12 protein-coding genes and 1 pseudogene are annotated in these 14,907 nt (G+C 55.4%); 7 read left to right on the forward strand and 6 right to left on the reverse strand.

Annotated features, from left to right (window positions below; genetic code table 11):
- The first annotated feature begins 14 nt into the window (after positions 1 to 14).
- Together RGU70_RS10985 and RGU70_RS10990 are read left to right on the forward strand one after the other, a co-directional pair.
- Positions 15 to 1,184 (forward strand): branched-chain amino acid ABC transporter permease, encoded by a 1,170-nt coding sequence (locus tag RGU70_RS10985; protein ID WP_322209430.1) that lies wholly within the window; start codon positions 15 to 17, stop codon positions 1,182 to 1,184.
- Positions 1,184 to 1,942 carry an ABC transporter ATP-binding protein gene (locus tag RGU70_RS10990; RefSeq protein WP_416186563.1) on the forward strand — a complete coding sequence of 253 codons (759 nt, stop codon included), beginning with the start codon at positions 1,184 to 1,186 and terminating at the stop codon, positions 1,940 to 1,942. Before RGU70_RS10985 ends, RGU70_RS10990 begins: the two co-directional genes overlap by 1 nt.
- A gap of 46 nt (positions 1,943 to 1,988) precedes the next feature.
- On the opposite strand, the gene RGU70_RS10995 is transcribed toward RGU70_RS10990, so the two are convergent.
- The 6 genes and pseudogenes from RGU70_RS10995 to RGU70_RS11020 form a co-directional block, all read right to left on the reverse strand.
- The gene (locus RGU70_RS10995; protein ID WP_322209432.1) at positions 1,989 to 3,308 is read right to left on the reverse strand and encodes an MFS transporter; all 1,320 of its coding nucleotides are present in this window, start codon (positions 3,306 to 3,308) and stop codon (positions 1,989 to 1,991) included.
- Positions 3,309 to 3,522: 214 nt separating this feature from the next.
- Positions 3,523 to 3,726, reverse strand: a pseudogene (locus tag RGU70_RS11000) (LuxR C-terminal-related transcriptional regulator); the annotation flags it as partial.
- Between the two features lie 34 nt (positions 3,727 to 3,760).
- Positions 3,761 to 5,104, reverse strand: a complete 1,344-nt coding sequence (locus RGU70_RS11005; RefSeq protein ID WP_322208986.1) for an IS1380 family transposase — start codon at positions 5,102 to 5,104, stop codon at positions 3,761 to 3,763.
- A 45-nt stretch (positions 5,105 to 5,149) separates the two neighbouring features.
- Positions 5,150 to 5,692, reverse strand: coding sequence for a response regulator transcription factor (locus RGU70_RS11010; protein WP_322209433.1), 543 nt, complete (start codon positions 5,690 to 5,692; stop codon positions 5,150 to 5,152).
- A gap of 257 nt (positions 5,693 to 5,949) precedes the next feature.
- Positions 5,950 to 6,708 (reverse strand): glucose 1-dehydrogenase, encoded by a 759-nt coding sequence (locus RGU70_RS11015; RefSeq protein WP_322209435.1) that lies wholly within the window; start codon positions 6,706 to 6,708, stop codon positions 5,950 to 5,952.
- An 86-nt stretch (positions 6,709 to 6,794) separates the two neighbouring features.
- Positions 6,795 to 8,243: an aldehyde dehydrogenase family protein gene (locus RGU70_RS11020; RefSeq protein WP_322209436.1), complete on the reverse strand. Its 1,449-nt coding sequence runs from the start codon at positions 8,241 to 8,243 to the stop codon at positions 6,795 to 6,797.
- Between the two features lie 267 nt (positions 8,244 to 8,510).
- Between RGU70_RS11020 and RGU70_RS11025 the strand changes: the two genes are divergently transcribed.
- From RGU70_RS11025 to proX, 5 genes are all read left to right on the forward strand, one after another.
- Positions 8,511 to 9,323: a FadR/GntR family transcriptional regulator gene (locus tag RGU70_RS11025; protein ID WP_322209437.1), complete on the forward strand. Its 813-nt coding sequence runs from the start codon at positions 8,511 to 8,513 to the stop codon at positions 9,321 to 9,323.
- Positions 9,324 to 9,478: 155 nt separating this feature from the next.
- Positions 9,479 to 10,423 (forward strand): LysR substrate-binding domain-containing protein, encoded by a 945-nt coding sequence (locus tag RGU70_RS11030; protein ID WP_322209439.1) that lies wholly within the window; start codon positions 9,479 to 9,481, stop codon positions 10,421 to 10,423.
- Positions 10,424 to 11,030: 607 nt separating this feature from the next.
- Positions 11,031 to 12,251, forward strand: coding sequence for a glycine betaine/L-proline ABC transporter ATP-binding protein ProV (gene proV, locus RGU70_RS11035; protein WP_322209441.1), 1,221 nt, complete (start codon positions 11,031 to 11,033; stop codon positions 12,249 to 12,251).
- A 74-nt stretch (positions 12,252 to 12,325) separates the two neighbouring features.
- Complete coding sequence (gene proW / locus RGU70_RS11040; protein ID WP_322209443.1) at positions 12,326 to 13,582, forward strand: glycine betaine/L-proline ABC transporter permease ProW; 1,257 nt, start codon at positions 12,326 to 12,328, stop codon at positions 13,580 to 13,582.
- Positions 13,583 to 13,730: 148 nt separating this feature from the next.
- The gene (gene proX, locus RGU70_RS11045) at positions 13,731 to 14,708 is read left to right on the forward strand and encodes a glycine betaine/L-proline ABC transporter substrate-binding protein ProX (protein WP_322210778.1); all 978 of its coding nucleotides are present in this window, start codon (positions 13,731 to 13,733) and stop codon (positions 14,706 to 14,708) included.
- Positions 14,709 to 14,907: the final 199 nt, after the last annotated feature.

A 14,907-nucleotide genomic window follows, 5' to 3' on the forward strand; every position in this document is an offset into this window, starting at 1 on the left:
CTTGCGCGATCACTTTGCTTATAGCGCCTTGGATCTGGAGCGACGGCACTGCCCTGTCGCTCTTGTCGCAAATGGCAACGCTGATGCTGCTGGGGCTTTCCTACAACATGCTGTTGGGGCAGGGCGGGATGCTGTCTTTCGGGCATGCCGTGTATTCGGGCATGGGGGCGTTTGCAGCGATCTACGCCTTGCAAGCGATTGGTGCCGGCAGTTTGCCCTTGCCAGTCACTTTGCTGCCGCTCGTCGGGGGCGTCGCCGGTTTGTTGTGCGGCGCGCTGTTTGGCTATCTGACAACGCGCCTGGGCGGGACGACTTTCGCGATGCTTACCTTGGGGATCGGAGAGCTGGTGGCAGCATTCGCAGCAATGTTGCCCGACTACTTCGGCGGCGAAAGCGGTATCAGCGCCGATCGCGTGACAGGGAGCGGCTGGCAGGGGCTCAATTTTGGCGTCACTTACGGGCCGCAGATCGAAGTCTATTATCTGATTGCGGCCTGGCTGTTCCTCTGTGGCGCGGCGATGTACGGTTTTACGCTTACTCCGCTGGGGCGCTTGCTCAAGGCCGTGCGCGACAATCCCGAGCGTGCTGAATTCATCGGTTGCGATCCGCGCCGGGTGCGTTATCTGACGCTGATGCTGTCGGCATTTTTTGCTGGAATTGCCGGTGCCTTGAGCGCCATCAATTTCGAAATCGTCAGCGTTGAAAACCTCAGTTCTTTGCGTTCCGGTGCTTTGCTGGTCTTGACCGTCATCGGCGGCAGCGGCCATTTTTTCGGACCGGTTCTCGGTGCGGCCATCAGTATCGGGTTTTCAGGTTGGCTTGCTACTCGTAGCAACGCATGGCAACTGTATATGGGTCTGTTTTTCATGCTGGCGGTCATGTTTGCGCCGGGCGGGGTGGCCGGTGCTGTGGCGTCTCTGGTCGCGGTTTGTCGTGACGGTGGCTGGCGGCGCTTGTGGCGGCCGATCTTCTGTGTGGCAATGGCGGCTTTATGCGTTACCGCAGCGGGTGTGATGTTGATCGAATTGCTGTACCGCTGGCGTTACGGTGCGGCAGATACCGGCCTGCCGATGTCCGTGGCCCCGATGGCATTGATGGCTTGCATCGTTGCGTTGCTCGTGAGTTGTGCGGCATTGGCGTTTCTCTGGCGCTGGTTGCAGCGTTGCCGGGATGTGAGGTCATGATGCCTCCGGCGCTGGAATTGATTGACGTGCGCAAGCGCTATGGCGGTACCGATATTCTCTGCGGGGTGAATCTTTGCATACCGCAGGGACAGCGTTGCGTGATTATCGGGCCGAATGGAGCGGGCAAGTCCAGCCTGTTTAATCTGATTTCAGGACGCCACGCACCTGACGCTGGCGATATCCGTTTGCATGGCAAGTCCATCTCGGGCTTGCGACCGTATCGCATCAGCCGGATGGGTCTGGCGCGCAGTTTTCAGCTGTCGCATATTTTTTCCCATCTCAGTGTGTTTGAGAATCTGCAGTGCGCGGTTCTGGCGCAGCGCGGGGATCGGTATGCTTTTTGGCGGGGTGCCAACAGTATTCTGCCGGTGCAAAAAAAAGTGAGGGAAGTCCTGGGTCAGTTGGGTTTGCAAGATCGGCAGGCGGTGCTTGCCAGTGCGTTAACGTATGCCGAGCAGCGCATGCTGGAACTGGGGATGACGCTGGCGGCGGAGGCGCAAGTGCTGTTGCTCGATGAGCCGACGGCGGGTATGGATGGCGCGGAGGCAATGCGGATGGTGGAATTAATCCGTCAGGTCAGCACAGGGCGTACTTTGCTGATGATTGAGCATGATATGGATGTCGTGCGGGAACTGGCAGACCATATTGCGGTGCTGGTGGATGGCCGGATTATTGCCAGCGATACGCCGCAGCGCATCGTTGACAATCCGCTGGTGCGGCGGCTTTATCTTGATGCCGCCGGCCCAGTGCGCGATTAAAACGGTGCGCTGGACCGGCGGGTATTTCTTTGTACTTGCTAGCTACTTACTTATTGACCAGTCGCGCTGGCACTGAAATGACCAGCAGGGCACCCAGCACCAGCGAGCCCGCCAGGACGAACATGCCGCTGTTGGTGCTGCCGGTCATATCCTTGAGCGTACCGATCAGGAACGGGCTGACGAATCCGGCCAGGTTACCCAGGGAGTTGATCAGGGCGATACCGGCTGCTGCTGCGGTGCCGCCAAGGAAGGCCGTCGGCAGACTCCAGAACAAGGGCAAACTGGTGATGATGCCAATGGCAGCCAGTGTCAGGGAAACGATGGCCAGACCAGTGTTGTGGTCATAAATCGTGCTCAGGATCAGACCGATGCTACCGACCAGTGCCGGAATGGCAACGTGCCAGCGACGTTCACGGTGACGGTCGGCGCTGCGGCCAATGAACACCATGACGACAGCGGTGATGGCATACGGAATCGCCGACAGCAAACCGATCTGGAAGGTATCCGTCACGCCGGTAGTCTTGATGATGGTCGGCAGCCAGAAGCCCACGCCATACAGACCCATCACGAAGCAAAAATAGATCAGTGCGCATTGCCATACGCGCGGGTTGGCAAACATCTTGCCAAGGCTGACTTCTTTTTCCGCCGAGGACTCGGCCTTGATGTTGGTTTCCAGCAATTTAATTTCTTCTGCCGTGAGCCATTTCGCATCGGCGATCCGGTCTTGCAGATAGAAAATGACGACGATACCGAGGATGATCGATGGCAGCGCTTCGATGATAAACATCCACTGCCAGCCAGTCAGTCCGGCTACGCCCGGCAAGGCTTTCATGATCCAGCCCGACAGAGGGCCGCCGATCACGCCAGACAAAGGCACGGCGGTCATGAACAGTGCGGTGATTTTGCCGCGTCGGTTAGCGGGGAACCAGTAGGTCAGATACAGGATGATGCCAGGGAAAAATCCGGCTTCAGCGACGCCCAGCAAAAAGCGCATGAAATAAAACATCGGCGCCGAATTGACGAAAATCATGGCGCCGGAAATGATGCCCCAGGTCAGCATGATGCGAGCGATCCAGATGCGGGCGCCAACGCGATGCAGAATGATGTTGCTTGGAACTTCAAAGATGAAATAACCAATGAAGAAAATACCGGCACCAAATCCGTACACCGCTTCGCTGAACTGAAGGTCGTTAAGCATTTGCAGCTTGGCGAATCCGACATTGACCCGGTCAAGATAGGACGCGATGTAGCAAAGGAACAGGATAGGCATCAAACGCCAGGTGATCTTGGTATAAGTTGCCTCTTCGAAAGACGGCAGGGCTGGATTGCCGCCGGAAGCGGCGGTCAGGTCGGGCTGAAGGGGCATTGTCTCTCTCGCTTATTATGATTATGGTGTAACGGTGGAATTGAATTCCGCCGGGTTTAGCAACAACGCGGTACGCAGAAAAGGTCTTTGCCTCTTTGTGTGTCCAGGTCAGTGAAAAGGGAGTTTTAATCCTATGACCAGCAAGGGTTTATATCATGCCTACTGGAGAAAGCGCCGATTAAGTTACGAGTGGGTATTGATTAGGTGATGTTCGCTATAGAAAACCGAACTCCAGCGCATATTTAAAGAGATCCGCATCGCGTTCTATACCAAGTTTTTTCATGGCGGTATTTTTTTGTGAACTGATGGTTTGCTTGCTCCTGTGCACATGACCTGCGATTTCATTAACGGTCATCCCCGCGACGAATAAACGCACTACCTCCAGCTCGCGCGGGGTCAAACCCCTCTCTTCCGACGGGCTTTTCTCAATAGCATTAAACCGAGATTGTCCATTAGGAATTTGATGGGCTCGGCGTGAGCTTCACTGGCTCTCCCGCATTGGCCCACAAGCCCTCAAACCACGGTCTTCGTTTGCGCGCCACTGCCAGACGGAACGTCTGCTTGGTGTTCTTCGTGTTGTCATCCCACAGTGCCCCCACAGCCAGCACCTGGTGGTGCAGCGTTGCCAGCGTGTGATGCACCTTTTGGCGCATCACCGCATGGCGAAATACACTCATCAAGTTGTAGGCCAGCATCGTCACCCCCAGTGCCGCCTCGGTAGCCCAGAAGTCGCGCAACACAAAGCTGCCCAAGCCAAAGTCCGCCTTGAGCTCCTTGATCCGGTTCTCGCAATCTGCACGCCCGCGGTACAGGCGCCACACCTCCAGCGCCGGAATGCTCAAGTCGGTGAGCATGGCACCATAGCGCCAGCCCTGCAGATCCGGGTCATCGGCAAACAACGATAGCGTCTTGCCCGCCACCGCACCATTCTTGCGTTTGATATGCTGGCGCACCACCACCAGGCGCTGTGGTGTCCCCCAGCCCTGCGGCTGGTAGCTCAACTCGGAGACTTCCAGACCCACCTCGACTTGCTGCCACTTGCACTGATCTACGATAGATTGCTGTAGTGCATGCGTCAGTCGGGCGCTGATGATGTGGCTGATCTTCTTGGCTTTGAGCAGGGTCACTATGGTCTTGTCATAAAAACCACTGTCGGCGCGAAACAGGCCCACCTTGGTGGCCCCCAGGTTCTCCAGTGTGGACTCAATAAAACTCTCGATGTTGTTGCTCGATGCGGTGTTGCCCGGGCGCAGCCAGAAGTTGGCCACCAGGCGCCAGTCTGCTACGAACGCCAACAACGGGTGGTGGCTGGCGCGACCCTTGTTCTTGGGGTTGTAGCCCTTGGCGCCGCCTTCGATCTGGCTGCCCCAGCGGGTCAATACGGTGGAGTCCACATCCAGGGTGATGGGGTTGAGTTGGAGTTTGTCGAAGAGCCAACGGTAACTGCTGCTTTGCACTCGACTGGCGCTGGGTTGGTCAAAGCGCTGGAATAACCTGACGATGGCTTTGTGGCCTGCGGCTTTGCCCCAGCCGAACAGGCGCACCAGGGTGCTGTCCAGGCGGGTGATGTCGGCATGGGCAAAGCGCGCCGCGCCGCACCAGATACTGACGATCATTTGTTCAATGAGTTGTTCTGGCGCATAGCCCCGGTTGGAGCCGGGCTGGGGTAGATCCCAGCTTTTCAGAGCTTCTTTGAAACCCATGCCGTCAAGCATGCGCTTCAAAAGGGCCAGGCCACCCCAGGCGGTGACTTCGCGGGATGTGAATTTGAGATCGAACGGCGTTTCTGGGGGCATGGTCACTCCAAATTGCACTGAGCTCGTTGATTTCATTGGGGATTTCTAATGGTATCCATTAGAAATCCGGGCGTATCCGGGACACACCGGACTGGTGCACGATAGCAGTCCGGGGTCTAATGGACAATCTCGGTTAAACAAGTGCTGCATCGCTGTGATTGCCGGCGAAAGATATTGCCCGCCGGCATGGGCAGCATGCACGGCCGGTATCAAGTGCATGACATCATCAGATTTGTGCACCAGGCAACGAACACCATTTTTCAATAATGTTTTGAGCAGGGCGGGATTGTCCATCATGGTCATCACGACAATGTGCAGGTGCGGATGACTTCTTTGGATAAGACCGAGCAAGGGCAGCCCATCTCCGTAATCGCCGCCCGGCATCGAGTAATCCGTCACGAGCACATCGCACTCCTCAACAGCCAGCATGCGAATCAGCTCATGCGAATTTTTTGCCATGCCAACAACGTCTATCGTCTTCCCAGCGACCAATGCATGTTTAATGCCCAGAAGCACTGTGGGATGGTCATCCGCGATAATCACACGAACCGTCAACTCCATGTAGCCACCTGATATTTCGTGCTTCATCCTCAGGGATCCCCGAGGGGTTATCGAATGTCCGGGACAAACGGTAAATTCAATTTTGTAATTTGTCAAACCTTGCACAAGGGCTACTTGTTATTTGATAAGTGAGTTGTTACCAGTCTGATAAGACCCTGCCGGAAAAGCGCCGGGCAGGGGGAAATGGAGTGCTTGAATAAAGCAGCTCGATGAAGCCGCTTAATAAAGCCGCTCAATGAAGCCGCTTAATAAAGCAGCTCAATGAAGCCGCTTAATAAAGCTGTTTAAACGCAACGACCGCCGTCCACCTCAAGGCAGGCTCCACTGATAAATGCCGCTTCATCCGAACCAAGATACAAGCAAGCGTTGGCGATATCGCTCGGTGTAGAGAAGCGACCCAAGGGAATGCTGGCAGTGAATTTCTGACGGTTTTCCGGGGTGTCCGGTACGCCCATGAATTCGCTCAACAGACCCGTTGCGGAGATCACCGGATTGACGCAATTGACGCGGATATTATCCGGTCCCAGCTCCGCCGCCATCGACTTGCTGGTAATGATTACCGCCCCTTTGCTGCCGTTGTACCAGGTCAGACCCGGGCGCGGGCGGATGCCTGCGGTAGAGGCGATATTGATGAACACGCCGCCGCCTTGCTTGCGGAACTGCGGCACAAAATGCTTGGCGGTGAGGAAAATACTTTTTACGTTGACGGCGTAAATGCGTTCAAATTCTTCTTCCTCGATTTCCAGCATGGGCCGATTGCGATGCGTCGTGCCCGCATTATTAACCACGATGTCGACTCCGCCGAAAGCATCCAGCGTCGCGGCCAGCAGGGCGGCGACATCAGCATTTTTGGAGACATCGGTTTGAACAAAGCGGGCGTCACCGCCAGCTTGCCGGATTTCTTCCGTGACGCGCAGACCGCCGACGATGCCGATATCGGCCAGCATGACGCGAGCGCCTTCGCGTGCGTAGGTTTTGGCGATGGCTTCGCCGAAGCCTGATCCTGCGCCGGTGACGATGGCAATTTTATTTTCTAAACGCATGATGTTATTCCTTGATGTGTTTGCCCGGCAGCAGAGATAGTGCCGGGCAGGAGTTCGTTAATTGTCGTTTTAGTAAAGACGGAGGTTCAGTCGTGTTTGATGGCGATAGTCTTGAGCACCGTAAAACCGTACAGCGCCTCAAAGCCTTTTTCGCGCCCGTGACCGCTGGCCTTGACACCGCCGAAAGGCAATTCCACGCCGCCGCCTGCGCCATAGTTGTTGACGAAGACCTGGCCGCAGCGCATCGCCCGCGCCAATCTGAGTTGACGACCGCCGTCGCGCGTCCAGACGCTGGCGACCAGACCGAAGTCGGTACCGTTGGCAATGCGGATGGCATCGGCTTCATCATCGAAAGGCATGGCTGCCAGCACCGGGCCGAACACCTCTTCCTGCGCCAGCCGATGTTGCGGCGGCACATCGCGCAATAAGGTCGGTGCCTGATAGAAGCCGCCCTTGGGTGCATCAGGATGGATGCGGCCACGACCGGCGACGGTAATCTTGTCGGCCGCAGCTTCCTCCAGAAAAGCGGCGACGCGCTGCAACTGGCTCTGACGGATCAGCGGGCCACAGTCCAGATCCATCTGCGATGAACCGACTTGCAGTTGATTGAACGCCGCGCCAGCTCTTTCCATCACTTGTTCATAGATGGAGCGCTGCACCAGCAAGCGGCTGCCTGCGGAGCAGGTTTGTCCGGCGTTCTGGATGATGGCATTGACAACGACTGGCAGCATGGCATCGAGATCGGCATCGGCAAACACGATTTGCGGCGATTTCCCGCCCAGTTCCAGCGTCACCGGCGTGTGATGTTCGGCCGCGGCGCGCACCACCATCTTGCCCACATTGGGCGAACCGGTGAAGGACACATGGTCGATGTCCGGGTGCTTCACCAGCAGATCGCCCACTTCGTGACCATAGCCGGTGACGATATTGATCGCCCCGGCAGGGAAACCCACTTCGGCCGCCAGTTCCGCTACGCGCAATAGAGAGAGGCAAGCGTCTTCAGCAGGCTTCACCACGCAGGTATTTCCCGCCGCAAGCGCGCCGCCGACGCAGCGGCCAAAAATTTGCATCGGATAATTCCAAGGGACGATATGCGCGGTCACGCCGTGCGGTTCACGCAGGGTCAGGACGGTGTAACCGCTCTGGTAGGGGATGGTATCGCCATGCAATTTATCGGCGGCACCTGCGTAAAACTCGAAATAACGGGCAATGGCCGTGGCATCACCGCGTGCCTGCTTGAGCGGTTTGCCGCAATCGCGGGCTTCCAGTTGCGCCAGTTCTTCGTGATGGTCTTGCAGCTTGAGCGAGAGTTTGAACATGAGTCGGCTGCGTTCTGCTGCGCTGAGGCGACCCCACGGGCCATCGAACGCGCGTCGTGCCGCTTGCACTGCGCGTTCGATATCTTCGCCGTTGCCGCGTGCGATATGGTCGAAAATTTCGCCGGTGGACGGGTCGATGACGGGAATGCTGTCGCCGGAGCTGGATGCTTGCCAGCGGTTGTCGATGAAATGCTGTCTGGTGCTTGGGCTGCTCATAAATCTCCTTGGTTTTTATTTATAGGACTGACGCAAAAGCCAGCGGCTTTTTGCGTCAGTCTTTGCTCATTGTTTTCAGTAAACTAATTCAGCAAGCAAAACATGTCAACAAAACTTACTACTTTGCTTCGAGTTGTTTGGTTATTGGGGGATTGTCATTTAGTATGTGGAGCAGAAACCAGCATGGGGCAGTACAAGGTAGGCACCAAGCGGCACCAAGTTGCACCAAGCCTTACAAGCAGCATCATCCCAAAGGAAGTCCTCAGCATGGCCAAAACACGATTAACCGTCACCGGCGGAATACCTAAGCCTGATGACTCAGCGCGCGAGGCGAAAGCCGCTCTGTCGCCGGAAATACTGGCGTTGAGCGCATCGGGAATGGGGCCTATCCGCACCGATCGTTTTGCCGAACGGGTGTATGAGCATCTTTTTCACGCCATCGTTGAAGGCAAGATCGCGGTCGGCAGCCGTCTGCCATCGGAAAACGATCTGGCGGCGCTGTTCGATGTCTCGCGTCCCATTGTGCGGCAGGCGCTGGATCGCTTGCGCGAAGACAAGATGGTGGAGTCGATTCGTGGTTCCGGCACCTATGTGAAACAAGCCGCTGGTAACGAACAAGCATCCGGGGAGCCGGCGCAGCGCATCGGCCACATTCTCAATGGTCTCGAATTGCGGCTGGTGATGGAGCCGGAATGCGCGTTCATGGCGGCCTTGCGTCGCCGCACCTCCGATCTGGAGACGATGGACAGGATGCTCTGCGGTTTCGAAGAGGCCAATGCCAGCGGTGGTATTGCCCACCATTTCGATTTCGGATTTCACGAGGCTATTGCCGCAGCTACTGCCAATGCGCGTTTGGTGCAGGTCATGAAAAGTCTGGAATACGACATCAGTCATGCCGTGAATCTGCTGCGGCATCTGGTGCATATTCAGCCGTGGGAGCGCACTCAGGATGCGATCGACGAGCATCGCAATCTGTTTCAGCTGATTAAAATTCAGGATGCGGAAGGCGCGCGCCGGGCCATGCGCGGACACCTGGAAAATGCGCGGACACGGATGTTCAACAGCCGTCCGGGACTATGAATTGTCGCTAAGGGGCGAGAGGATGGCGTGCCGGGGCAGGGCATCTTGTAAATAAATTTAACAAATGTATTCGGCAAACGTATTCGGCAAACGTATTCAGCAAATACATTCAGCAAATACATTCAACAAAGAAATTCATTAAAAAGCGGACAGCTATGGAATTGCGTCAATTGCGGTATTTCGTTGCCATCGTCGATCACGGCTCCCTCTCGCGCGCAGCGCGGGTGCTGCATATCGCTCAGCCGGCACTGACGCAGCAGGTGCGGCAGCTGGAAGAAGAACTGGCGGCGCAATTACTGCATCGCTCGGCGCAGGGGGTGATTGCGACTGATGCCGGCAAGATTTTCTATGAACATGCACAAGCCATTCTGAAGCAGGTGACGGACGCCCGTTCTGCCGTCAGTCAGACCACGGACAAACCCTCCGGCACGGTGGCACTCGGCATTCCGCAAAGCGTGTCTGGCGCGCTGGCCTTGCCTATGCTGACCGCGATCCGCGCCAGTTATCCCGATATCGCCTTGCAATTGACCGAGGAACTGACCGGTAATCTGATCGTGCAATTGCGCTCGGGCCGCATCAATCTGGCGATTCTGTTTGACGACGGGCAGCTCGGGGCCTTTTCCTGCACGCCGATGGTGGAGGAGGAAATGATGTACATCACCCGCGCCGACTCTCAATACGGCATCGGTCGTGCCAAATCGGTGACATTGGCCAAGGCCTTGCGCGCGCCACTGATCCTTCCTGGCTTGCAGCATGGCGTGCGTCCCCGGATCGAGGATGTGGTGCGCGGCGCAGGGATGGCGCTGGAAAATGTGATTGAGATCAATTCAGTGACCATCATGAAATCGGCCATTCTGGCCGATCTGGGCGCGACTATTCTGCCGGTGGCACCTTTGCTGTCGGAAATTGAGCGCGGCAACATGATCGCCACGCCGATCAGTGATGCGCGTCTGACGCGCACGCTGGTGTTGTGCGCGTCGAAAAACATTCCTCTTACTACGGCCGCCGCCGCGGTCTCCAGGCTGGTGCTGGAGGTAACCGACAGCCTTACTCAAACCGGCGCATGGGCGCATACGCAAACGCTGGCGCGAGCGGTTTGAGATTGCGAATCAGGTTATTTTTCAGAGGATGACTTAAAAAGAACTGACGCAAAAGGCCGCTGGCATATCGCTGGCGTTGATCTGGTGTTGCTCTGGCTTTGTCGTATCACCTTGCCCCATTGCTTGCGCTACCAGCGATCTTTTGCGTAAATTCCATGAAAACAGCATTTAACGTGCGTTCATTTGGTGCTATTTCCGTTTTTTTGGCTAAAAAGGGTGTCCGAAAATAAATACTTACATTTTTTTTGAGGGGTCTTTTTCCTCAATATTCAATGATGTTTAAGTGGGAATTAAAACGGCAATTTCAGCGTCATCTTCCTACTGAAACGGTTTTTTTCGCGGATTTCTGCGGCGTAAAAAGTACCCCTCAAATAAGTTCCCCAAGCTCTTCATAAAGCTGGCGCGTGCTTTGCTTTGTGCAATTTAGCGTGCTATTTTAATTACAGACCGTAGCGCACCATTGTCGAAATCATTGATTTACAAGGTGTTTTTTCACTGCGTGTCGCGCTGAGAGGGCAATGTATAGCTCAATGCATAGCTGGCATTCGCCAACAGATGCCATTACCGTCTCCATCATTTCCAAAATCATTAAGGAGGTTCCAAACTAATGATTTCTGAAAAATTAGTCGTAAAAAACTTATACAAAATCTTCGGCGACAAGCCCGAACAGGCCATGCAACTGGTCCGCGAAAACCTCAGCAAGGATGAAATTTTCGCCAAAACCGGCAATACCCTTGGCGTCATCGATGCCAGTTTCAGCGTCGCTGAAGGTGAGATTTTTGTGATCATGGGTTTGTCCGGATCGGGAAAATCTACCCTGGTGCGTTTGCTTAACCGTCTGATCGAGCCGACTTCCGGCGAAGTCTGGATTAACGGTCGTGATATCAGCAAACTACCGAAAAAACAGTTGCGCGAAGTGCGTCGCAACGAAATGAGCATGGTCTTTCAATCTTTTGCCCTGATGCCACATCTGACCGTGCTGGAAAATGTCGGATTCGGTTTGGCCCTGTCCGGAGCCAGCAAGCAAGCGCAGCGGGACGCTTCCATGATCGCTCTGGAAAAAGTCGGCCTGTCGGCACGGGCCGACAGTTTCCCCGATGCTCTTTCGGGCGGCATGCAGCAGCGGGTCGGTCTGGCACGCGCTTTGGCGACCAATCCGCAAATACTGCTGATGGATGAGGCATTTTCTGCGCTTGATCCCTTGATCCGCGCTGAAATGCAGGACGAACTGGTGAAGCTGCAAGCGACTGAAAAACGGACCATCATTTTCATTTCGCATGATCTGGATGAAGCGATCCGCATCGGCAATCGCATTGCCATCATGCAAGGGGGCAATGTGGTGCAGGTCGGTACCGCAGAAGAAATTTTGCGCAATCCTGCCAACGATTACGTCCGTTCCTTTTTCAATGGCGTCGATGCAACCACGGTATTGTCGGCTGCCGATATTGCCCGTAAAACGCAGGTCAATATCATTGATCACGTCGGCATGGGTGTACACAGCGCGCTGGAACGTTTGCGTCAGTACGATCGGGAATACGGCTATGTCGTCAGTCCGGATCAGCGTCTGCTGGGCGTTGTTTCTAAAGATTCCCTGAAACACGCAGCAAAAACGCTGCAACAACCATTTCTGCGCGATGCGTATCTACCGGATTTAATCACCATATCGGACGACACGCCGATTAACAATCTCTATGCGCCACTGGCGCAATATCCTTACGGCTTGCCCGTAGTCGATCGTAACGGCCGTTATCGCGGGTCCGTCACACGCAACAATCTGCTGGAATTTTTGCATCAGCAAACACATGAGTCTGCCGACGAGGCAGCCTGATCATTTTCCCGTTACCCGAGCTTTTCGCTCGGGCTTAGACGCGGCATTGATTTAATTTGCAGGGGAAATAAAAAATGAGTACTAACTCAAGCAATCCTTGGGCGGCTTTGGCTCGTCCTGAAACACCCGTAGACGCTAGCGCAGTGCAGGCGGCGGCCACCCCACCACCCGATGCGGCAGCCGCTGCAGCCAATCCCTGGGGCAGTTTGTCCGCCCCAGCGCCAACCGGAAATGCCGCCGCGCCGGTCGACTGGCTTCAGGGTGCCGCGCCGAGTCCGGGCGATGTGCCTGTCCCGAGTTTCGACATCCTGCATCCCTTCAAAAATGCGGTACTTCCGCTGGATCGTTGGGTCGAACATGGTTTGAACTGGGTCGTGACCAATTTCCGTGAAGTGTTCCAGCAAGTCCGCTTGCCTATCGATGGCAGTCTGACTTTCGTTGAACATACCCTGCAATCGGTACCGTCCCTGCTGATGATTGCGCTGTTTGGCTTAGCCGCCTGGCAGGTCAGCGGACGTCGACTTGCACTGGGAACGGTTGTGTCGCTGCTGCTCATTGGCTTTCTCGGTGTCTGGTCGCAAGCGATGACGACCCTGGCGCTCGTCATTACCGCCGTGGCGTTTTGTTTTGTGATCGGTTTGCCGCTAGGTATTCTTGCGGCCCGTTCTGACCGGCTGGAAAAATTTCTGCGGCCTGTGCTTGATGCCATGCAAACCACGCCAGCCTTCGTCTATCTGGTTCCGGTCGTGATGCTGTTCGGTATCGGCAATGTACCTGGTGTGGTGGTGACGATTGTGTTCGCCCTGGCCCCGCTGGTGCGATTGACCAGTCTCGGTATCCGGCAGGTGCGGCCTGACCTGATCGAAGCCTCCCGCGCTTTCGGTGCCACACCTTGGCAGATGCTGACCAAAGTGCAATTGCCGCTGGCGATGCCGACCATCATGGCGGGCGTCAATCAGACGCTGATGCTGTCCTTGTCGATGGTGGTGATTGCTTCCATGATCGCCGTGGGTGGTTTAGGACAGATGGTATTGCGCGGTATCGGACGTCTCGATATGGGACTGGCGACGGTGGGTGGACTGGGTATTGTGATTCTGGCGATTGTGCTGGATCGTATGACGCAGGCGCTGATCCGGCAGGACGTGCATTCCGTACGCTTTACGGAACGCGGCCCGATAGGATTGTTGGTGCGCTTGCTGGCGCTGTTATTCAAACGGAAAAACACGCCGGGCGCTGAACACGACGATCAGACGAGGCCTCAGCAACCCGCCTCAACCGATAACGCCACAGATAAAGATGCAGATAACAGCGGTCAGCTACAAACCGCCTAAATCGCTATCCGAAATTGAGCCGACGAAATTGAAGCAAAGAGGCTCTGAGTAAGCGTCGCGCAGTCGCTTAATCAGAGGTTCCCCAAATTAATCAGTTACTTCAGGAGATAAAATGAATTTATTGCATACCAATAAGAAACTCGCTGCCATGTTGCTTGCCGCCGGCATGTTCGCTGGCGCGGCGATGGCGGCCAATACGATGCCGGGCAAAGGCATTAAGGTTTCGCCAGTCAAAAGTTCTATCGCAGAAGAAACGTTTCAGACTTTGCTGGTGATGCATGCCTTAAAAGATCTGGGCTATGAGGTTGAACCAATCAAAGAGGTCGAATATGCCACGGCCTATCTGGCGCTCGCCAATGGCGACGCTACCTTCCTCGCTTCCAGCTGGCAGCCCTTGCATGATGAGTTTTACGATCATGCCGGCGGTGACGCCAAAATGTACCGTAAAGGGATTTATTCATCGAATGCCCTGCAGGGTTATCTGATCGATAAAAAAACGGCCGACAAGTACAAGATCACCAATATCGCGCAACTGAAAGACCCTAAAATTGCCAAGCTGTTTGATGTCAACGGCAATGGCAAAGCGGATCTTGCCGGTTGTAATCCCGGATGGGGATGTGAAGGGGTGATTGAGAACCAGCTGGACGCCTATAAGCTGCGCGCCACCGTGACGCATAATCAGGGAAGTTATTCGGCCATCATTGCGGATACCCTGGCACGCTTCAAGCACGGCGATCCTATTCTCTACTACACCTGGACTCCATACTGGCTGAGCGCCGTGTTGGTGCCGGGACGTGATGTGGTCTTTTTGCAGGTGCCGTTTTCATCCCAGCCTAAGCCGAACGACAAGGTGGATACCCGTTTGCCCGATGGTAGTAACTACGGCTTCCAACTCAATAATCAGCATATTGTGGCGAATCTGAAGTGGGCAAATGCCAATCCGGCTGCGGCCAAGCTGTTTTCCATCATGCAATTGCCGAATGCCGATATCAATGCGGAAAATCTGCGCATGACCAAAGGGGAAAACAAGGCTGCTGACATAGAGCGTCACACCAGTGGCTGGATTGCTGCGCATAAGGCGGTCTATGACGGTTGGTTGGCCGAGGCGCGTAAGGCAGCGAAGTAGGGACGCATGGGTGAGTGGAGGGGTGAGGTGCCTTATCTCGGAGCAGTAGAGGTAATGCCTTGATGAGCCGTGTGCGCACGGCAGAGTTTCTGGCCCTGACCCTGATTTTTTATTTGCACTCGCACTTGCACTGCTTGCGACACAATGGCAAAAATTGTTACTGATTGACGTTCGACCTGCGCGCTGCCTCTCCTTGAAG

The sequence above is a fragment of the Herbaspirillum sp. RTI4 genome (assembly GCF_034313965.1).
In the GTDB taxonomy this organism is placed as follows: domain Bacteria; phylum Pseudomonadota; class Gammaproteobacteria; order Burkholderiales; family Burkholderiaceae_D; genus Herbaspirillum.

Coding starts and splice junctions, on each gene's coding strand:
- proX (WP_322210778.1), top strand. CDS start 13,731: ATGTTGCTTGCCGCCGGCATGTTCGCTGGCGCGGCGATGGCGGCCAAT.
- RGU70_RS11025 (WP_322209437.1), top strand. CDS start 8,511: ATGGCCAAAACACGATTAACCGTCACCGGCGGAATACCTAAGCCTGAT.
- proW (WP_322209443.1), top strand. CDS start 12,326: ATGAGTACTAACTCAAGCAATCCTTGGGCGGCTTTGGCTCGTCCTGAA.
- RGU70_RS11030 (WP_322209439.1), top strand. CDS start 9,479: ATGGAATTGCGTCAATTGCGGTATTTCGTTGCCATCGTCGATCACGGC.
- RGU70_RS11020 (WP_322209436.1), bottom strand. CDS start 8,243: ATGAGCAGCCCAAGCACCAGACAGCATTTCATCGACAACCGCTGGCAA.
- RGU70_RS11015 (WP_322209435.1), bottom strand. CDS start 6,708: ATGCGTTTAGAAAATAAAATTGCCATCGTCACCGGCGCAGGATCAGGC.
- RGU70_RS10990 (WP_416186563.1), top strand. CDS start 1,184: ATGCCTCCGGCGCTGGAATTGATTGACGTGCGCAAGCGCTATGGCGGT.
- proV (WP_322209441.1), top strand. CDS start 11,031: ATGATTTCTGAAAAATTAGTCGTAAAAAACTTATACAAAATCTTCGGC.
- RGU70_RS10995 (WP_322209432.1), bottom strand. CDS start 3,308: ATGCCCCTTCAGCCCGACCTGACCGCCGCTTCCGGCGGCAATCCAGCC.
- RGU70_RS11010 (WP_322209433.1), bottom strand. CDS start 5,692: ATGAAGCACGAAATATCAGGTGGCTACATGGAGTTGACGGTTCGTGTG.
- RGU70_RS11005 (WP_322208986.1), bottom strand. CDS start 5,104: ATGCCCCCAGAAACGCCGTTCGATCTCAAATTCACATCCCGCGAAGTC.